Raw genomic sequence first — 19,334 nt, 5'->3', positions numbered from 1 at the left:
CGCGCACTCCCCAGGCGCCCATCTGCGCGGAGATGGCGGTGACGGCGGCGGTGGCGGGATCGGCATCCGCGGGCACGCCTTCCAGTCCGCGGTCGGCGCGCACACCGGCGAGGAAACGCTTGCGGGAGGCGCCGACCAGGACCGGGAACTCCGCGGCCAGAAACTCCGGCAGGTGGTTCAGCAGCGCCCAGTTGTCCTCGCGGGATTTGGCGAAGCCCAGCCCCGGGTCCAGCACGATGTTGTCCCGTGCCACGCCAGCGGCCAGTGCATTATCCACCAGGCGGGCCAGGGTGTCGCGCACATCGCTGACCACGTCCCCGCCGTGGTCGGCCTGCCCGGCAGCGTCACCGAACTGGACGGTGCGCCAGTGCATGAGGCACACCGGCAGCTCCGTATCCGCCATGACGCGGTACATGTCCTTATCAGCCAGGCCACCGGAGACGTCGTTGATCATGTCCACCCCGGCCTCCGCTGCGGCGGCCGCGACGGAAGCGCGCATCGTGTCCACCGAGGTGGGAATGCCCTCCTCGGAAAGCGCGGCGATGACGGGGGCGACGCGTTGGGCTTCGACGGCGGCGTCGACACGCGTGGCACCCGGGCGGGTGGATTCACCGCCGACGTCAATCATGTCCGCGCCCTGTTCGACCAGCTCACGGCCGTGGGCGATGGCGGCGTCGATGTCCAGCCAGCGTCCGCCGTCGGAAAAGGAATCCTCGGTGACGTTGACGATGCCCATGACCAGGCACCGCCCCGGCACCGTGAGATCTGCGACCCGCATGCGACTTAACCTCTGATCAGGGAGAGAACTTCGGCGCGGGACGCCGCGGAAGTCTTGAACCCGCCGCGCACCGCGGAGGTGGTGGTGGTGGCACCCGGCTTGCGGATCCCGCGCATCGCCATACACAGGTGCTCGCACTCGATGACCACGATGACGGCCTGCGCGCCGAGCTTGTCCACCAGCGCGTCGGCGATCTGCGAGGTCAAACGTTCCTGCACCTGCGGCCGCTTGGCGTACATGTCAGCCAGGCGCGCCAGCTTGGACAGGCCGGTGACGTGCCCGTTCTTGCCCGGGATGTAGCCGATGTGGGCGGTGCCGTAGAAGGGCACGAGGTGGTGCTCACACGTGGAGTAGATCGGAATGTCACGCACGAGCACCAGCTCCTGGTGGTCCTCGGCGAAAGTCCGCTCGAGCACGTCCGTCGGATCGCTGTGCAGCCCGCCGAAAACCTCCCGATACGCCCGGGCGACACGCGCCGGCGTGTCCTGCAGGCCCTCGCGGTCGGGGTCCTCGCCGACGGCGATGAGCAGCTCGCGCACCGCGGCTTCCGCGCGCTCCTGGTCGAAAGTGGTCATCGTGCTACTCCTTGTTTTCTGGTGCGGCGACGTCGTCGGCGGCGGGTTCCGGTCGCTGTTCCGGCTGCTTATCGACGCCCCCCTCCACATTCTCCGGCTGCTCATGCGCCGGCAGGCGGAAGCCGATGACTTCCGTCTCCGGGGCCTCAGGCGCCTTTTCCGGGCCGTAGTTCTTCATGCCCGGGTGCTCGTTGCCGGTGGCGTAGGGGTTGTCCTTCGGCGGCCAGCCCGGCGCGGTCCAATCGGCCGGGGGCGGGGTGCCGCCGTAGCGGGCGCCGACCGGCTCGGGGGCGCGGTGCTTGCCTTCGCTATCCTCTACCGGGGCGGGTACGGCCTCGGCCTGGGCTTCCTTTTCGGCCTGGCGCTTGGCGCGGGCCTGCTGGGTGGCTTCGAGCAGGGAGAAACGCTTAGGCGGTTCCTCGCCGCGTTCGATGGCCAGCTCGGTGGGGGTCTTCACCGGCTCGCGGCCTTCCTGCTGCGGGAAGCGGTTCTCGGCGTGCGGGAAGATGTCGGGGGCGTCCATCGGCTCGATGTCGTCGAAGATGAGCTCCAGGTCCGGGCGACGCAGCGTCTCCTTCTCCAGAAGCTTCTCGGCGAGGGTGTCCAGGTGGTCGCGGTAGCGGTGGAGGATGTCGTAGGCCTGGCGGTGGGCGGCGTCGAGAAGCAGGTGTACCTCGTCGTCGATCTTGGCGGCCACCGCCGGGGAGACCGTCAGCGTGCCGCCGCCGGGGCGGCCGGAGAAGGGATCACCCTGCTCCTCGCCGTATTTGACCATGCCGAGGGTGGGTGACATGCCGTACTCGGTGATCATCGCGCGGGCGATCTTGGTGGCCTGCTCGATGTCGGCGGAGGCGCCGGTGGTCTGCTCGCCGAAGACGAGTTCCTCGGCGGCGCGCCCACCCATGGCGAAGACGAGGCGGGCGAAGAGTTCATCCCGGTTGTACATGCCCTTGTCATCTTCCTGCGCCGTCATGGCGTGGCCGCCGGTGCGGCCGCGGGCGAGGATGGTGACCTTGTACACGCGCTCGATGTCCTTGAGCGCCCACGCGGCCAGCGTGTGCCCGCCTTCGTGGTAGGCGGTGACCTTCTTCTCCTTCTCGGAGATGACCTTGCCCTCGCGGCGGGGGCCGCCGATGACACGGTCGGTGGCCTCCTCGAGGGCATCAGCGGTGATGACGTTGCCGCCGATGCGGGCGGTGAGCAGGGCGGCTTCATTGAGCACGTTGGCCAGGTCCGCGCCCGACATACCCGCGGTGCGCTTGGCCAGGGCCTTGATGTCGGCGTCCGGGCCCAGCGGCTTGCCCTTCGCGTGGACTGCCAGGATCTTCTCGCGCCCGGCCAGGTCGGGGGCGGTCACCGGGATCTGGCGGTCGAAACGCCCCGGTCGCAGCAGCGCCGGATCGAGGATGTCGGGGCGGTTGGTGGCCGCCATGAGGATGACGCCCTCGCGGTCGCCGAAGCCGTCCATCTCCACGAGCAGCTGGTTGAGGGTCTGCTCACGCTCATCGTGTCCGCCGCCCATGCCGGAGCCGCGCTGGCGGCCGACGGCGTCAATCTCATCGACGAAGATGATGCAGGGGCTGTTCTCCTTGGCCTGCTTGAACAGGTCACGCACACGGGAGGCACCGACACCGACGAACATCTCCACGAAATCGGAACCGGAGATCGAGTAGAACGGCACCCCGGCCTCCCCGGCCACGGCGCGCGCCAGCAGGGTCTTACCGGTGCCGGGCGGGCCGTAGAGCAGCACTCCACGCGGGATTTTCGCGCCGAGGGCGTGGTAACGGGTGGGATCCTGCAGGAAGTCCTTGATCTCCTCCAGCTCACTGACGGCCTCATCCGCGCCGGCGACATCCGCGAAGGTGTTCGTCGGCATGTCCTTGGTCAGCTCCTTGTGCTTGGAGCCGCCGAAGCCGAACATGCCGCCGCCGCCCTGCATGCGGGTGAGGAAGAAGAAGAGCAGGCCGAACAGCAGCAGCATCGGCAGCAGGAAGCCGAGCATGCCCATGAGGAAGCTGTCCTGCGTCACCGTGGTGTTGTACTCGTCCGGCTCAGCGGCCTGGACGGCGTCGAACACCTGCGGGGCGGTGCGCGCGGGGTACTGGGCGATGATCTCCTCAACACCCTCGCGTTCCTCATAGGTGATCGGCTCGCGCAGTTCGATGCGGATCCGCTGCTCGCGGTCGTCGATCTGCACTTCCTTGGCGTTGGCGTCATTCAGCTGCGCCATGGCCACGGAGGTGTCCACCCGCTGGAACCCGCGCGTGTCGTCGGTAAGCAGGCTGAACACGAAGATGGTCACCAGCGCGATCGCAGAGATCAGGCCGATCTGGAGGATTCTCTTGTTGCTCATGTATTGAGGCCGCAGGGCAGCGCGACCAGTGCCTTTCGTCTTCGTTCTACGTTCTTCCCACCACAACGCCCAGGCGTGTGGTTTCGTTCCCTGCTTACTCCCCGGAGTAGACGCGCGGGTGCAGGGTGCCCACGAAAGGCAGGTCACGGTAGCGCTCGGCGTAGTCGAGGCCGTAACCGATGACGAATTCGTTGGGGATGTCGAACCCGACGTCGAAAAGCTCAATATCGGCCTTGACCACCTCGGGCTTGCGCAGCAGGGTGATCACCTCGAGGGAGCGCGGGTTGCGGGCGCGCAGGTTACGCATCAGCCAAGAGAGGGTGAGACCGGAATCGATGATGTCCTCGACGATGAGCACGTCGCGGCCCTCGATCTCCCGGTCGAGGTCCTTGAGGATACGGACCACTCCCGAGCTGGTGGTGGAGTTGCCGTAGGAGGATACGGCCATGAATTCCATCTGGGAGGGGATGTCGAGTGCGCGGGTGAAGTCGGTGAGGAAGAACACCGCGCCCTTGAGCACGCACACGAGGATCAGTTCTTCATCGGCGTCGCGGTAGGTTGCTGAGACCTTGTCGGCGAGTTCCTGGATGCGGGTGGCGAGCTGCTCCTGACTGATGAGCACCGCCTCGACGTCCTCGCCGTAACAGCTGGCCGGTACGTTGTGATCCTTGTTGTCGTGCACGGTCATGACACCTTTCCTAGGCCTCCACGGATAACGCCAGTCTGCCACCTACGCGCCTGACTTCCAACCCTGCGCCCACGCGCACGGCTCCCTGCCCGTGCCAGGTGGTGCACATGTCCTCAATCATGCTTATCGACGCCCGCGTCGGGTTTACCTTGTGCTCAATCAACCAGGCCGCGATCCGGCGGCGCCGCAGGGGCGCGGGTTGGGCGGCCAGTTCCGCGCAGTCATCCGTGGGCGGACCAGCCAGCTCGGTGAGCAGGGCGTTATCCGCGGCGATGCGCTCGGCGGTCTGCGCGAGTGGTTCGACCGGGTCGCCGTGGATCTGCTGGAGGGTCTTGCGCAGGGCGACGCGCTGGAAGTCCGTGTCATCGTTGTGCGGGTCGTGCCAGGGGCTCAGCTGGAGTTCGGCGCAGGCTGCTTCGGTGTCCGCGCGGCGGATGCTGAGGAAAGGCCGGGTGATCCCATCCTGTTGCGTTGCCATCCCGCCCGGGTTGCCGCGCAGGGCCTGGAGCAGGAGGGTTTCCGCCTGGTCATCGCGGGTATGCGCCACCCACACCGGCTGGTTAAAGGCACGGAGAGCTCGGTAGCGGGCGGTGCGGGCGTTCGCCTCCAGGTTGCCTGCTGCGACGGTGATGCGGGTGATCGAGGCGCGGGCGCCGAGCTGGCGGGCCTGCTGCGCGGCATGTTCGGCGACGCGCTCGGAACCGGCCTGCAACTGGTGGTCCACGACGACGGCATGCACCTCCTGCCCCTCCGCCCGCGCGGCGGCCACCAGTGCGAGCGAATCCGCCCCGCCCGACAGCCCGATGACCACTTCTTCCGGCGTGAGGAATGGGCGCACCGCACGCCGGCACGCCAGGAAGTGCGGGCTGCGCCGGGGCCAGAAAGGTTCCATGGGGAAGATGCTAATCGGTGCCGGTCGCGGCAACATTCGAAAGGACCGGCCTCTCGCCTGTCTATTTGTAGACGTCTCCACGCGGCCCGACACGGAAAACCTCCACAAGCAGGACCGAACCGTCGACGGAGTACAGCACACGATAATCCCGCACCCTTATCCTGTACCCCTCGCGGGGTTCACTCCCAGTGCTTCGATAGCCTCCACGACCTGGATGAACAGCTTCCGGTCTCCCTTCTTCAGGCGCCGGAGATCTTTCGCCGCTTGACGAGTGAACTCAATCCGATACACGCCCCCGACCAGTGGAATACTGTGGGCCATGAGTACCGCGCTGAACCGACTGCCCTCGATCACCCTGGGCAATCTCCGGAAGACACTCGGAGAGGTCATCAACCGCGCGACGTTCGGCGGAGAGCGGTTGATCATCACGCGCAACGGTCGACATGTCGCCGCTATCGTGTCTGTGGATGACCTTCGTCTCCTAGACGAGCTCGAGCTCCGCGCTGACGTGGAGGAACTCCGTGCCGCCCGAGCAGCCGACGACGGTGCACGCTTCACCCTTTCCGAGGTGCTTGATGTTGAGGGTGTCGACCTGAACTCTTAGGACTCCCGGATGGCGGAGGTGAACTCGTCGAGAGCCGCACGTGCCCCGAGGATCTCCGCCCCGTTGACCAAAAGCGCGAAGGAGTAGACGCGCCCGGACTCGGCGGTAACCACCCCGGCCAGGGCAGAGGTACCCGTCAACGTGCCGGTCTTGGCGCGGACCCAGCCCCGACCGGACAGGTCCCCGTAGCGCTCCGCGAGTGTTCCGGAACCGCCCGCCACCGGCAGGGTCGCCAGGAGGGGGCGGAGTTGGGGGGAGGTGGCGGCGTCGATTAGCACATCGTCGAGAAGCCGCGGGGGGATGAGGTTGTGTACGGACAGGCCGGAATTGTCGGCGAGAGCGACTCCGGTGATGTCGAAGCCGTGCGCGGCGAGGACATCCAGGGTGGCCTGGGTGGCGGCGGCCGCGGAACCCGGCTGCCCGCGGTGAACGGCGAGCTCATGGCCGATGGCCTCGGCCATGACGTTGTCGGAATCCATCATCATGGCCTCGAGCCGTTCGGTGAGCAGCGGCGATTCCACCGACGCCAGCACCGCGGCCCCCTCAGGCGCGGGCCCCAAACCCACGGTCGACGCACCCACGCGGGAAGCCAACGCCTGCGCGACGTCGAGAGCCGGGGTGTGCGAGCGCGGTACATCGCCTGCGGTGTCGTCGATGCGCGCGCCGTAGAGCATGGCAGGCTCCAACGGGGCGATATAACCGGCATCCACATCGACGGGATCCCAACCGGGCATGAAACGATCCCCATCCCACACGGAAGTGTCGATGATTACCTGCTCCGCCGACCCGATCTGCGCGGCCACATCGTCCATCTGCTTAGCAGTCAACCACACATCGCCCGATGCGCGGATGACCACGGCGCCGGGGACCGGCCCCTCGACAACCTCCGTGACCAGCACATCATCGGCCCCGAGCTCCAGGATCGCGGCCGCGCCGGTGAGAATCTTCGTGGCCGACGCCGGCTGCAGCGCCTGCGCCGAGGCCTGCTCCCACACCGTCTCCCCGGTGACGGTGTCGGTGACGCGCCCGTGCACGGTGCCCAGGTCCGGGTTCTCGGCGAGTTCCGCCAGCCGGGCACCCAGCGCGACATTGTCCACCGCCTCGGCGGAGGCGGGTTCCAGCACCGGGGTAGGGGAATGCGCAACATAGCCAGGCTCGCGGGTGAGATCGCCGTAGTAACGGTCCGCGACCACAGCAAAACCAGCCACCCCGGACACCGCCAACGCAGTGACACCGGCAGCCACCGACCACCACAGCTTCTTTCCACTCATCCTGTCCACCCTAACCCCTGGACGTGACGCTAGGATGATCACCAATCCCCGACATCGCAACAAGGAGTCTGACGCAATGAGCGTTGAAGTCATCATCGAGATCCCGAAGGGTTCGCGCAACAAGTACGAGGTCGACCACGAGACCGGCCGCGTCTTCCTCGACCGCTACCTGTTCACCCCCATGGCGTACCCCGCGGACTACGGCTTCATCGAGCACACTCTCGGCGAAGACGGCGACCCGATGGACGCCCTCGTCGTCATGCCGGAGCCGGTGTTCCCGGGCGTGGTCGTCATGGCTCGCATCGTCGGTGTGTTCAAGATGACCGATGAGGCCGGCGGCGACGACAAGCTGCTGTGCGTCCTCGACGATCCGCGCTTCGACCACTTCCAGGAGCTCGACGACATCTCCGAGTTCACCCTCGACGAGATCGAGCACTTCTTCGTCCACTACAAGGACCTCGAACCGAACAAGGAGGTCACCGGCTCCGGTTGGGCGGGCCGCGAGGAGGCCGAGCGCATCCTCCAGGAGTCCATCGACCGCTACAAGCAGGTCGGCGACAACACCCGCGAGGGCCTGGAAGAGGAGAAGGATAAGGAGAACGAGGTCGAGCAGCAGCTCGAGGAGAACTAACCTCCTGCACCTCGTCGGCCTGGCCGGCGGGGTGCTTTTTGCTTATCGACGCCGCCGACAGGCCCCAGCGACCTTCCCCGCCCTCGCTCTGCGCAACGTCAGACGGCCCCACTCCCTTACGTGCGGCCCGCTGGCCCTAACCCCCACACCCCGTCTGACATTCGGCAGACCCCCGGCCCGGCTCTGCGCAACGTCAGACACCCCCACCCCCTTAGGCCCGCACCCGCATACCTAACCCTCACACCCCGTCTGACATTCGGCACACCCCCTGCCCCCGCTCTGCGCAACGTCAGACGGCCCCACTCCCTTACGTGCGGCCCGCTGGCCCTAACCCCCACACCCCGTCTGACATTCGGCAGACTGACTATCGCCCCGCAACCCCCACGGCGACCGAAGAGATCAGCCCCACCACCGCCAGCCACACGCCGATCGCCAGCACCAGAATCGCCGGCACCTCCCCCGGTGAAACAAGCAACCACACCAACCCGAGCACCGATCCCATCGCGCCGAGCCAGAGAAGCCAACGGGGCACGGCCACGGCGGGGCGTCGCGCGATCCACGCCACCGTGGTCACCAGCGCCAGAGGCGCGGACAACACGGCGATGGTCACCAGTGCCATGCCAAGCCCAACGCCGAGCCACAGCAGGCCTGCCCCTGCGGCGCCGACGACCACGACGACGGCCCAGAGTCGGAGGGCGATCGGTCCGGTGAGGCGGCGGGTGTCCATTCATTTAACGGTAGTCTCGGTGACATGAAATCAGTCAATGTGACTCAAGTTCCTTCCGATGCGCAGCTTATCGATGTCCGCGAGGCCGACGAGTTCGCCGAGGTGCACGCCGCTGGTGCCACCCTCATCCCCCTGTCTGAGTTCGCTGACCGGGTCTCTGAGCTGGACACCGAGCGCGATATTTACCTGATCTGCCGTTCGGGCGGTCGCTCCGTTAAGGCGTGTGACTTCCTCAAGGAGAACCACGACATTGAGGCCATCAATGTTGAGGGTGGCACGCTGGCCTGGGTAGAGAAGGGCCTACCCACCGAATAGTGGGGCTACTCCCATGATTTAACACTGCTACGGTAGGTGGACTACCATTGGTGGCATGCCACAAACAACTGTGCCTGTCACCCTCCTCGAGTCCCCCAGCTTCCAACTGGAGCGCCTCCGCCGCCGCACCCGCGACGAGGTGGAATCCGCCCTGGCCACGCGCGGCACCACCATGCGCGGTTATTGGGTTCTTACGTGTCTCGCCGAGCGCGATGCCACGTCCCAGTCCGTACTTTCCGAGACCCTCGCCATCGACGCCTCCGACATGGTGCGCCTCATCGACGGCCTCGAGGAACAGGGCTGGGCTAAGCGTGAACGCGACCCGAAGGATCGCCGCCGCCAGATCGTCACCTCGACGAAGAAGGGCACGAAGGCGCAGTCGGAGCTCGCGGAGCTTGTCGCCGCCGCCGAAAGCGCGGCCCTCGATGAGTCGACCGGCAAGCAGCTCAAGCATCTGCGCAAGCTGACCAAGGCCGTCCTCGTCTCGGACCTGGACCCCGACGAAGCTAAGGGGGCCTAGGGCTTGTCTCTTCACCAGGTCCCCCGGCAATTCCTGCGCGCGGGCGACGCGCCCGCGAAGCGCACGCTCTACGACATCCTCGCTGCTACCGCCGCTGCCCACCCGGAGGCGGCGGCCATCGACGACGGTGAGATCCTCACCTACGCCGAGCTCATGGACGAGGTCCACGGTCTCGCCGCCGAGCTGCATGCCAACGGCATCCGCCGCGGCGACCGCATCGGCATCCGCATGACCTCCGGGTCCCGTGACCTCTACATCGCCATCCTGGCCACGATCGCCGCCGGCGCGGCGTATGTCCCTGTCGACGCCGATGACCCCGATGAGCGCGCGGAGATGGTCTTTTCCGAGGGCGCGATCAACGGCGTGTTCACCGACGACGGTTTCCGCATGCTCTCCCCGCGCGCAGGCGGCGATAAGCAGCGCCCGCGTCTGGGCGACACCGCCTGGATCATCTTCACCTCCGGTTCCACCGGCAAGCCGAAGGGCGTGGCAGTCTCTCACCGCTCCGCGGCCGCTTTTGTCGACGCCGAGGCCCAGATGTTCCTCGTCAACTCCCCCGGTGGCCCACTCGGCCCGGAGGACCGCGTGCTGGCCGGCCTGTCCGTCGCCTTCGACGCCTCCTGTGAGGAGATGTGGCTCGCCTGGCGCCACGGCGCCTGCTTGGTCCCCGCCCCGCGCTCGCTGGTGCGCTCGGGTATGGACTTAGGCCCCTGGCTGATCCGCCGCGACATCACCGTCGTGTCCACCGTGCCCACCCTCGCCGGCCTGTGGCCCGCCGAGGCGCTGGACAACATCCGCCTGCTCATAGTCGGCGGCGAGGCCTGCTCCCAGGAGCTCGTCGAGCGCCTGGCCACCGAGGACCGCGAGATGTGGAACACTTACGGCCCGACCGAGGCCACGGTCGTCGCCTCCGCCACCCAGCTGCACCCCGGGCAGCCGGTGGGTATCGGCCTGCCTCTGGCGGGCTGGGACCTCATCGTCGTCGACGAGGCCGAGAACCCCGTGGCGGTCGGCGAGGTCGGTGAGCTGGTCATCGGCGGTGTCGGCCTGGCCCGCTATCTTGACCCGATCAAGGACGCCGAGAAGTACGCCCCCATGCCCTCGGTGGGTTGGGCCCGCGCCTACCGCTCGGGCGACCATGTCCGCCTGGAGGAGGACGGCCTCTACTTCGTGGGGCGTGTGGATGATCAGGTGAAAATCGGCGGCCGCCGCATCGAGCTCGGTGAGGTGGAGGCGAATGTCGCCGCCCTGCCGAACGTGTACAACTCGGCCGTGGCGGTGCAGAAGACGGGCGCTAATCAGTCGGTTCTGGTCGGCTACGTGTCCCTCGATGACCCCACGATGGGGTTCGACCATGATGCCGCTCACGAACGACTCGCGGAGCTCATGCCAGCGGCCCTCGTCCCGCGCATCTGCGTCATGGAGGAGCTGCCCATCCGCACCTCCGGCAAGGTGGACAAGGCTGCCCTGCCGTGGCCGCTGCCGGGCGTCGGCGTGGAGGCCACGAATCTCTCCCCCACCGAGACCTGGCTCGCCGAGCTGTGGGTGGATGTCCTGGGCACCTCGGTGCAGGACGCGGACGCTGATTTCTTCTCGCTCGGTGGCACCTCCCTGGCCGCCGCGACCCTCGTGGGCCGTATCCGCGAGCAGGTTCCCACGATCGCGGTGCGTGATCTCTACGATCATCCCCGTCTGGGTTCCCTGGCGGTGGCGGTCGAGTCGATTGCGGCGAAGTCCGGTGTGTCGCTTGATGGCACCACCTCCACCGAGCCCCGCACCGTCACCCCGGTCGGTCCGGGCACGCGCCTGGCCCAGTTCCTCATCCAGATCCCGATGATGACGTTGCAGGCCACGACCTGGCTGGGTTGGATTCTTCTGGGTGGCAACCTTGCCCATCTCGCAGGGCTCGAGTGGGCCCAGCACACCTCCTGGTGGCTGGTTGCTTTGCTGCTCATCGTCTTCGGTTCCCCCATCGGGCGCTTGCCGCTCGGTGGCCTCGGCGCCCGCCTGCTCACGGCCGGGATCACGCCTGGCGAGTACCCGCGCGGTGGCTCGACACACTTGCGCATCTGGGCCGCCGAACGGTGGGCGGATGCTTCCGGTTCGCAGTCCATTTCGGGGGCGACGTGGGTGAATTACTACGCCCGCGCACTGGGCGTGAAGGTCGGCCGCGGCGTTGATCTGCATTCCCTGCCGCCGATTACGGGCCTGCTCACCCTGGGTGATCATTGCGCGATTGAGCCGGAGGTCGACATGTCCGGCTACTGGGTCGACGGTGACATCGTCCGTGTCGGTGCGATCGAGGTGCGTTCCGAGGCCCGCGTCGGATCCCGTTCCACTCTTCTTCCAGGCACGATTGTCGGCGAGGACGCCCACGTGGAGGCCGGTTCCACCGTCACCGGGGACCGCACCATCAAGCCGGGATCGCGCTGGTCCGGCTCGCCGGCGTCGAAAGTGGGCCGCTCGAAGCACCGCTTCCCGGATGAGCACCCGCCGCGCCGTTCGCGCTGGGTACCCATATACGGACTGACGTCCGTGGCGTTGAGCTTGCAGGGGCTCGCCGCGCTCGCCCTGGCAGCGTTCGTTGTTGTCATGCTTATCGACGCCACCGGCGGCAACCCCCTCCTCGGGGCCCTTGTTTTCGCCCCGCTGGGTGGCCTCGTCGCCTTCGCCTTCTACATGGTGGCGACGTGGATCGGAGTGCGCATCCTGCAGATCGGACTGCAGCCGGGTGTCTACCCGGTTCGTTCCCTGCGGGGTTGGCAGCTGTGGACCATCGAGCGGCTCATGGATGATGCCCGCACCTATCTCTTCCCCCTCTACGCCGGGCAGCTCACTCCGTTGTGGCTGCGCAGTCTGGGGGCGAAGATCGGCAAGAACGTGGAGGTGTCCACCGCAGTGATGGTGCCTACGCTCACCGATATCCGCGAGGGTGCCTTCCTCGCCGATGACACCCTCGTCGGCGGTTACGAGCTCGGCGGTGGCTGGATGCTCACGGGTGAAACCCGCGTGGGCAAGCGCTCGTTTGTCGGCAATTCCGGCATCACCGGGCCGGGCCGCAAACTGCCGAAGAACTCCCTGGTGGCGGTGCTGTCGTCCACGCCGAAGAAGGCGAAGGCGAACACCAACTGGTGGGGTTCCCCGCCGGAGCGCATGCGCCGGGTCCAGGTTGACGCGGATGGCGGTGAGGCGCTGACCTACAACCCGGGTATGAAGGTGAAGTTCTTCCGTGGGTTCATCGAGACGATGCGTCTGCTCGCCCCGATGACGTCTGCGATGCTGCTCGCCGGTGTCGTCGGCACGCTCTACTGGTTGGCCACCACCTACGGCATTGTCTTCGCCTGGCTGCTCGGTGGCCCGGTCCTCATGGCCGCGGGCGCGGTGGCGATGGCGATCACGGTGGTGGTGAAGTGGTTCTGCGTCGGTAAGCACAAGCCGGGCGACCACCCGCTGTGGAGCGAGTTCGTGTGGCTCAACGAGCTGCAGGACGCCTTCGTCGAGGCCGTCGCCGGCCCGTGGTTCCTCGTACCGTCGCTCGGCACCGGGGAGCTCAACCTCGCTCTGCGTGCGCTCGGTGCGAAGATCGGCCGCGGCGCGTGGATCGAGTCCTACTGGTTCCCCGAAACCGACCTGTGTGTGGTCGGCCGCGGCGCCACCGTCGGCCCCGGCACCGTCGTGCAGACGCACCTGTTCCAGGACCGCGTCATGAGCCTGGACACCGTCACCATCGCCGACGGCGCCACCCTCGCCGCCCACTCGGTGGCCCTACCTGCTGCGATGCTTCGCGACGCCGCCACCGTCGGCCCCGGCTCCCTCGTCATGCGCGGCGACCAGGTCCCCGCCTCCACGGTGTGGCAGGGCAATCCGATCGAACCGTGGCAGCGGGGGTAGTCCTACCGGTTCCAGTAGGATTGCTGATAACACTAACGGGAAAGGAGCTTATCCATGACGACCGGATTCATTCCGCAGACCACCGCTGATCTCCGGGCACGGCGCCAGGAGCTCCTTTCCTCTCTCGCACCACGGACTGTGCAGGATCTTCTTGATCTCCGCGCGATCGATCACATCACCCTCGATGAGGAACGGGTCCTCGACGAGATACTCGGACTCGACTATGTGATCGGCAACAGCAACAGATGACCCCCGAGCAGTTCGGAGAAATGGTCAATGCTTTCCACGAACGCACCCACCTTCTCCTTGATAACTGCTTCGACGCCCAGCCCGAGATCGTCAATCACACACTGGGTCAAGAGACTTTCCGTGCCGCCTTGAAGATTTCGGTCTCCCTGGCTTCGGCACACCGGCCACATCCCTCAGCAGAGCTCGTCGTTTCGTATCAGATCGGTCTCGACCGCATGAAAGAGCATCTGGCGATCGATTCAAGCCAATTCAGTATCCGCCTACTTCATAGCCGGAAGGCTGTACCGGTGGTGCGCTATGAATACGAGCGCCAGGCCCGCAACTCCCCTTCAGCACATTTACACGTCCACGCGGATTCCGTGCCTCTCGCCTTGTCATTGGAACGCAACGGACGCGGTGCTTCGGGTTATGAACAATCCAAACTCCATTTTCCAACAGGAGGGCACAGATTTCGTATATGCCTCGAAGACGTCATCCAATTTGCCATAGATGAACTCGGATTCCTCGGTCGTGATGGTTGGCGAACTCACGTCGAACAGGGGCGAGCAGAGTTTCGGCGCAAGCAGGCAGAAACTGTGATCCGCCACCACCACGCCTTGGCCGCAGAGAACCTACGGGCACTGGGTTACACGGTGACCGATTCCCCTGACACCACTTCGATCCCGTCCGCGCGTGAGGGATGGTAGCGCCACGCCAAGTTCTACGCGCACCCCGCCCAACGAAACAGCCCGCCTCCCCCACCAGGGAGACGGGCCGTACTCGCTCAGCTCTTAGTCACCGATCTGATCGCGTCCACGCAGCACGATGAGCGGGTCCGGTGTCCCGACCACCTCATGGTCCTTGTTTGTGTACTCGAACTTCGACAGGATGTAACGCATGGCGTTGATGCGGGCGCGCTTCTTGTCGTTGGACTTGATGGTGATCCACGGCGATTCGTCGGTGTCCGTGTAGCGGAACTGCTCCTCCTTGGCGCGGGTGTAGTCGTCCCACTTGTCCAGGGAGGCGAGGTCCATCGGGGAGAGCTTCCACTGGCGCACCGGGTCGACCTGGCGGATGGCGAAGCGGGTGCGCTGCTCCTTGCGGGTGACGGAGAACCAGAACTTGGTCAGCGAAATCCCAGATCCCAGGAGCATGTTCTCCAGCATCGGCACCTCGCGGAGGAACTCGGCGTGCTGGGACTCGGTGCAGAAACCCATGACGCGCTCGACGCCGGAGCGGTTGTACCAGGAGCGGTCGAAGAAGACGATCTCACCGGCGGCCGGGAAGTGCGAGATGTAGCGCTGGAAGTACCACGAGGTGGACTCGCGTGGGGAGGGCTTCTCCAGGGCGACGGTGCGGGCGCCACGGGGGTTAAGGTGCTCATTGAAGCGCTTGATGGTGCCACCCTTGCCTGCGGCATCACGGCCTTCAAACAGGATGATGTGGCGCTGGCCGGTGTCCTTGGTCCAGTTCTGCCACTTGAGCAGCTCAATCTGGAGCTGTCGCTTGGTCTTCTCGTACTCATCACGCGTCATACGCGTGTCGTACGGATAGTTCTCCCGCCACGTTTCGATGGGGGTGCCGTCGGGGCGCAGCAGAACCGGGTCGTCTTCGTCGGAGTCATCGACGACATAACCTTCGGTCTTCGCGAGATCGATAACGGGGAGTTCGTCGTCCTTGTGCTCAGCCATGTAGATAATCCTAGTCCCTCCCGCTCAGACGGGTGCGACGAACTGCCCGCTTATCGACGTCTCGTCTCCCCCACCAATGCAAGAGAACCTCGATCCGTATGGATCGAGGTTCTCTTTGGAAGCTGTAGTCAGCGGGTCACTTAAGCAACCAGGCCGATGAGCTTGGCAACAGCGTCGGCCCAGTCGCCAGCGGATGCCAGGAAGGCGAAAACGGAGCCGACGACGCCGGAGTCGGAGAGCTGACCGACGGAGTCAGAGAAATCGACCAGGTTGGAAGAGAAGTTGTCCATGTTTGATCTCCTTAGATCAGAAGGGTGTCAGTGCGATGTTTCAGAGCGCGGTTCTAAACTAGAACCAGCCGCTACTTCTAGTCGTTGGAAGAACCGAGGAGGGTGGAGCCGGACTCCTCGACGCCCTCACCAGCGGTCTCAGTGGTGGAGGACAGAGTCTCGAAGTTCTGGAAGAAGTTAACGAAAAGAGAAACGTTGTCCGGGATGCCCTGGAAGGCCTTGCCGATGTTCTTGCCGAAGGTGGCGAAGTCCGCGAATGCGTCCTGAATGGTACCGAGATCCATGAGATATCTCCTTGTGTGGGACCGACCCCCATGGGCCGGTGAGTTTCCAGTTGACTGACACCCTCAGGGCGTCACGGAAGATATTCTTGCACATCTTCCGCTGTCGTCAAGCGATAACCCCCGTTTCCATTTGAAGAGAAATCCGTGACTCCCCAGTTACCCATTGTGCCTTTCATCACAGTTATTGCTGGTCATTGGTGGCGACCTGCAGAAACGGGATGTTACGGGTTAATAACGGGTTAACAGCATGCGGCCCCCGTAACACGCCCCGCACCCTTCCCGATGTAGCGCCCACACCATGAGTGGGGGCAATGTCCCACTACCCCCGAATAGGGGAAACGCCCCGTTTCCGAGGGAAACGGGGCGTCGATAAGTAGCTTCTTAGAAGCCCATACCGCCCATGGCGTCGCCTGCGCCTTCCGGCATGGCGCCAGCCGGCTCCGGCTTGTTCGCCACGACAGCCTCGGTGGTGAGGAACAGCGCGGCAATGGAAGCGGCGTTCTGCAGAGCAGAGCGGGTCACCTTGACCGGGTCGTTGATGCCCGCGGCCATGAGGTCCACGTACTCGCCGGTGGCGGCGTTGAGGCCCTGGCCGGCCGGCAGACCGGCAACCTTATCGGCCACGACACCGGCCTCCAGGCCAGCGTTGAGTGCGATCTGCTTGAGCGGGGAGGACAGAGCCTCGCGGACGATCTTGACGCCCGTGGCCTCGTCACCGGTCAGGCCGAGGTCATCAGCGAGCACCTCAGCGGCCTGCAGCAGCGCGACGCCACCGCCGGCGACGATGCCTTCGTCGACAGCAGCCTTGGCGTTGCGGACGGCATCCTCGATGCGGTGCTTACGCTCCTTGAGCTCCACTTCGGTGGCGGCACCGACCTTGAGCACGGCGACACCGCCGGCCAGCTTGGCCAGGCGCTCGTGCAGTTTCTCACGGTCATAGTCAGAGTCGGAGTTCTCGATCTCGGCGCGGATCTGCTTGACGCGCCCCTCGATCTGCTCCGGGGTGCCGGCACCCTGGACGATGGTGGTGTCGTCCTTGGTCACGACCACCTTACGGGCGGTACCCAGCAGCGGGATGTCGGCGGTCTCCAGGGACAGGCCAACCTCCTCGGCAATGACCTGGCCACCGGTGAGGATGGCGATGTCCTGCAGCTGCGCCTTGCGGCGGTCACCGAAGCCCGGGGCCTTGACGGCGACGGACTTGAAGGTGCCGCGGATCTTGTTGACCACCAGGGTGGACAGGGCCTCGCCCTCAACGTCCTCGGCGATGATCAGCAGCGGCTTGCCGGACTGCATGACCTTCTCCAGCAGCGGCAGCAAATCCTTGATGTTGGAGATCTTGCCGGAGACCAGCAAGATGTACGGATCCTCGAGCACAGCCTCGCCGCGCTCCAGGTCGGTGGCCATGTAGCCGGAGATGTAGCCCTTGTCGAAGCGCATACCCTCGGTGACCTCGAGCTCGACGCCGAAGGTGTTGGACTCCTCCACGGTAATGACGGAATCCTTGTTCACCTCGCCACCGCCGACGGCGTACATGGCCTTGGCGATCTGCGCGCCGATAGCCGGATCAGCTGCGGAGATACCGGCGGTGGCGGCGATCTCCTCCTCGGTCTCCACCTCCTTGGCGGATGCCAGCAGAGCCTCGGTCACCTTGGCGGTGGCCTGCTCGATACCGCGCTTGATGCCCATCGGGTTGGAACCCGCGGCCACGTTGCGCAGGCCCTCACGCACGAGTGCCTGGGCGAGGACGGTAGCGGTGGTGGTGCCGTCGCCGGCGACGTCGTCGGTCTTCTTGGCGACCTCCTTCACCAGCTCCGCACCGATCTTCTCGTAAGGGTCCTCCAGCTCGATCTCACGGGCGATGGATACGCCGTCGTTGGTGATGACCGGGGCGCCCCAGCCACGCTCGAGAACCACGTTGCGGCCCTTGGGGCCGAGGGTGACCTTGACGGCGTCGGCCAGGGTGTTGAGTCCGTTTTCGAGGCCGCGACGTGCTTCCTCGTCAAAGGCGATGAGCTTTGCCATGTGTGTTTGTGCTCCTTATAGATATGAGGACGTCACTCACGTCTGCCCTTCAACAGGCGCCCGCGACGGCACGGTCGGTGAGTGTGAACCAACCTCACCCGCTGAAGACGATTTCTGGCACTCATTCGTTTTGAGTGCTAACCCGTTTTTAGCAGTCGAGGCGGGCGAGTGCAAGGCGTCGGTAACGTGGTTGCCATGAATGAACTCCGCACCCATATAGAAGGACAGCGCGACCGCATCTTCCGGGACCTCCAGGAGATCGTGGCTTTCGACTCCGTCCACGGCGCACCCGATGCGCCCGGCGCCGCGTCCTGGACCGAACAGGCGCTTATCGACGCCGGCCTCAACGTCACCACCCACGACACCGTCGATGGATCGACGGCGGTGATCGGGCGTCGGGAAGCAGCTCCCGGGATGCCGACCGTTCTCCTCTACTCCCACCACGACGTGGTGCCCGCCGGGGACCACGGCCTGTGGACCTCCCCGCCCTTCGAACTCACCGAACGCGACGGCCGCTGGTACGGCCGCGGCGCCGCCGACTGCAAGGGCAACCTCGTCATGCACCTGGCCGCACTGCGCGCGCTGGAAGCCAACGGCGGCACGGAGCTGGGGCTGATCGTGCTGGTCGAGGGTTCCGAGGAGTGCGGCGGAGAGGGCCTGGACCACCTGCTGCAGACCCAGCCGGAACTCTTCCGCGCCGACGCCATCCTCATCGCCGACTCCGGCAACGCCGCCGTCGGCGTGCCCACCCTGACCACCTCCCTGCGCGGCGGCGGCCAGGTCGTGGTCACCATGGACACCCTGCGCACCCCGCTGCACTCCGGGCAGTTCGGCGGCGCCGCCCCGGACGCCGTCGCCGCGCTGATGCGCGTGCTGGACTCCCTGCGTGACGAGCACGGCCGCACGGTGATCGACGGCGTCGACTGCCTGCGGAAATGGGAAGGCGAGCCCTATCCCCCGGAGGACTTCCGCCGCGAGGCCAGCATGCTCGAAGGCACCGATATCATGGGCACATCCGCAGACGCCCCGGCCGACATGGTGTGGGCGCGGCCCGCGGTCACCGTCACCGGCTTCACCTCCACCCCGGTGGACGAGGCCGTCAACGCCGTACCCGCCACCGCGCAGGCCAAACTCAACGTGCGCGTGCCCGCGGGCCTGGACGCCGACGACGTCATGGAGAAGTTGGTCGCACACCTTAAGGCCCACACCCCGTGGGGCGCGCACATCACCGTCGACGTGGCGGAGAAGAACCAGCCGTTTTCCACCGACCCCTCCGGCCCGGCGCTCGCATTGCTGCGGAGGTGCCTGGCGGATGCCTACGGTGCCGAGGATGCGGTGGCGCTGGGTTCCGGCGGCTCTATCCCCCTCACCCTCGCCCTGCAGGAGACCTTCCCGGAGGCCGAGATCGCTTTGTTCGGTGTCGAAGAGCCGCAGTGCACCATCCACTCCCCCGACGAGTCCGTCGACCCCACCGAGATCATGAACGTGGCGGTGGCGGAAGCGGCATTCCTGCAGGCCTGGGGCCGATAAGGGGGGTGAACGGGAGGTTAATTTGGGTGAACGGGTTGCAA

Annotated in this window: 20 protein-coding genes; 8 read left to right on the top strand and 12 right to left on the bottom strand. The window is 65.9% G+C overall.

All coding sequences use genetic code 11. The features are described from left to right. From folP to Q4G50_RS05250, 6 genes are all read right to left on the bottom strand, one after another. On the bottom strand, positions 1 to 778 hold a 778-nt coding region (folP, locus tag Q4G50_RS05275), incomplete at its 3' end, for a dihydropteroate synthase (protein WP_303376600.1). A gap of 5 nt (positions 779 to 783) precedes the next feature. Beyond that, a complete protein-coding gene (gene folE / locus Q4G50_RS05270) occupies positions 784 to 1,353 on the bottom strand; it encodes a GTP cyclohydrolase I FolE (protein WP_303376599.1) in 570 nt (189 codons plus the stop codon). 4 nt (positions 1,354 to 1,357) lie between these two features. Continuing rightward, positions 1,358 to 3,706 carry an ATP-dependent zinc metalloprotease FtsH gene (ftsH, locus tag Q4G50_RS05265; protein WP_303376598.1) on the bottom strand — a complete coding sequence of 783 codons (2,349 nt, stop codon included), beginning with the start codon at positions 3,704 to 3,706 and terminating at the stop codon, positions 1,358 to 1,360. 94 nt (positions 3,707 to 3,800) lie between these two features. After that, entirely contained in the window at positions 3,801 to 4,388 is a 588-nt protein-coding gene (hpt, locus tag Q4G50_RS05260) for a hypoxanthine phosphoribosyltransferase (RefSeq protein ID WP_303376603.1), read from the bottom strand. 16 nt (positions 4,389 to 4,404) lie between these two features. Beyond that, positions 4,405 to 5,286: a tRNA lysidine(34) synthetase TilS gene (gene tilS, locus Q4G50_RS05255; protein ID WP_303376597.1), complete on the bottom strand. Its 882-nt coding sequence runs from the start codon at positions 5,284 to 5,286 to the stop codon at positions 4,405 to 4,407. A gap of 61 nt (positions 5,287 to 5,347) precedes the next feature. Further along, a complete protein-coding gene (locus Q4G50_RS05250) occupies positions 5,348 to 5,446 on the bottom strand; it encodes a type II toxin-antitoxin system RelE/ParE family toxin (protein WP_303376602.1) in 99 nt (32 codons plus the stop codon). A 159-nt stretch (positions 5,447 to 5,605) separates the two neighbouring features. Here Q4G50_RS05250 and Q4G50_RS05245 point away from each other — a divergent pair, with 159 nt between their 5' ends. After that, complete coding sequence (locus tag Q4G50_RS05245) at positions 5,606 to 5,890, top strand: type II toxin-antitoxin system Phd/YefM family antitoxin (protein ID WP_303376596.1); 285 nt, start codon at positions 5,606 to 5,608, stop codon at positions 5,888 to 5,890. Here the strand turns inward: Q4G50_RS05245 and dacB are convergent. Beyond that, positions 5,887 to 7,161 (bottom strand): D-alanyl-D-alanine carboxypeptidase/D-alanyl-D-alanine-endopeptidase, encoded by a 1,275-nt coding sequence (dacB, locus tag Q4G50_RS05240; protein WP_303376595.1) that lies wholly within the window; start codon positions 7,159 to 7,161, stop codon positions 5,887 to 5,889. The two genes, Q4G50_RS05245 and dacB, sit on opposite strands and share 4 nt — an antisense overlap. A gap of 76 nt (positions 7,162 to 7,237) precedes the next feature. Here dacB and Q4G50_RS05235 point away from each other — a divergent pair, with 76 nt between their 5' ends. Continuing rightward, the gene (locus Q4G50_RS05235; RefSeq protein ID WP_303376594.1) at positions 7,238 to 7,792 is read left to right on the top strand and encodes an inorganic diphosphatase; all 555 of its coding nucleotides are present in this window, start codon (positions 7,238 to 7,240) and stop codon (positions 7,790 to 7,792) included. Between the two features lie 364 nt (positions 7,793 to 8,156). On the opposite strand, the gene Q4G50_RS05230 is transcribed toward Q4G50_RS05235, so the two are convergent. After that, complete coding sequence (locus Q4G50_RS05230; RefSeq protein WP_303376593.1) at positions 8,157 to 8,519, bottom strand: hypothetical protein; 363 nt, start codon at positions 8,517 to 8,519, stop codon at positions 8,157 to 8,159. Between the two features lie 24 nt (positions 8,520 to 8,543). On the opposite strand from Q4G50_RS05230, the gene Q4G50_RS05225 reads away from it, so the two are divergent. The 5 genes from Q4G50_RS05225 to Q4G50_RS05205 are packed head-to-tail and all read left to right on the top strand — an operon-like array spanning position 8,544 to position 14,180. Beyond that, positions 8,544 to 8,834, top strand: coding sequence for a rhodanese-like domain-containing protein (locus tag Q4G50_RS05225; protein ID WP_303376592.1), 291 nt, complete (start codon positions 8,544 to 8,546; stop codon positions 8,832 to 8,834). A 55-nt stretch (positions 8,835 to 8,889) separates the two neighbouring features. Further along, the gene (locus Q4G50_RS05220) at positions 8,890 to 9,354 is read left to right on the top strand and encodes a MarR family winged helix-turn-helix transcriptional regulator (protein ID WP_303376591.1); all 465 of its coding nucleotides are present in this window, start codon (positions 8,890 to 8,892) and stop codon (positions 9,352 to 9,354) included. Between the two features lie 3 nt (positions 9,355 to 9,357). Further along, positions 9,358 to 13,245, top strand: a complete 3,888-nt coding sequence (locus Q4G50_RS05215) for a Pls/PosA family non-ribosomal peptide synthetase (RefSeq protein ID WP_303376590.1) — start codon at positions 9,358 to 9,360, stop codon at positions 13,243 to 13,245. Positions 13,246 to 13,299: 54 nt separating this feature from the next. Then, positions 13,300 to 13,494 carry a hypothetical protein gene (locus Q4G50_RS05210; RefSeq protein WP_303376589.1) on the top strand — a complete coding sequence of 65 codons (195 nt, stop codon included), beginning with the start codon at positions 13,300 to 13,302 and terminating at the stop codon, positions 13,492 to 13,494. Continuing rightward, complete coding sequence (locus Q4G50_RS05205) at positions 13,491 to 14,180, top strand: hypothetical protein (protein ID WP_303376588.1); 690 nt, start codon at positions 13,491 to 13,493, stop codon at positions 14,178 to 14,180. The genes Q4G50_RS05210 and Q4G50_RS05205 overlap by 4 nt, the downstream gene beginning before the upstream one ends. A gap of 84 nt (positions 14,181 to 14,264) precedes the next feature. On the opposite strand, the gene ppk2 is transcribed toward Q4G50_RS05205, so the two are convergent. The 4 genes from ppk2 to groL all read right to left on the bottom strand — a co-directional run bounded on the left by ppk2 (position 14,265) and on the right by groL (position 17,763). Further along, entirely contained in the window at positions 14,265 to 15,164 is a 900-nt protein-coding gene (ppk2, locus tag Q4G50_RS05200) for a polyphosphate kinase 2 (RefSeq protein WP_303376587.1), read from the bottom strand. A gap of 140 nt (positions 15,165 to 15,304) precedes the next feature. Next, on the bottom strand, positions 15,305 to 15,454 hold the full coding sequence (locus tag Q4G50_RS05195; protein WP_303376586.1) for a PorA family porin: 150 nt from the start codon (positions 15,452 to 15,454) through the stop codon (positions 15,305 to 15,307). A 77-nt stretch (positions 15,455 to 15,531) separates the two neighbouring features. Continuing rightward, entirely contained in the window at positions 15,532 to 15,738 is a 207-nt protein-coding gene (locus Q4G50_RS05190; protein ID WP_303376585.1) for a PorH family porin, read from the bottom strand. A gap of 381 nt (positions 15,739 to 16,119) precedes the next feature. Beyond that, positions 16,120 to 17,763: a chaperonin GroEL gene (gene groL / locus Q4G50_RS05185; RefSeq protein ID WP_303376584.1), complete on the bottom strand. Its 1,644-nt coding sequence runs from the start codon at positions 17,761 to 17,763 to the stop codon at positions 16,120 to 16,122. Positions 17,764 to 17,958: 195 nt separating this feature from the next. Between groL and Q4G50_RS05180 the strand changes: the two genes are divergently transcribed. Next, a complete protein-coding gene (locus Q4G50_RS05180; protein ID WP_303376583.1) occupies positions 17,959 to 19,293 on the top strand; it encodes a dipeptidase in 1,335 nt (444 codons plus the stop codon). Positions 19,294 to 19,334: the final 41 nt, after the last annotated feature.

It is taken from the genome of Corynebacterium sp. (assembly GCF_030538285.1).
GTDB lineage: Bacteria > Actinomycetota > Actinomycetes > Mycobacteriales > Mycobacteriaceae > Corynebacterium.
The sequence above is the reverse complement of the archived record's forward strand: the minus strand, read 5'-3'. Positions and strand labels throughout refer to the sequence as shown.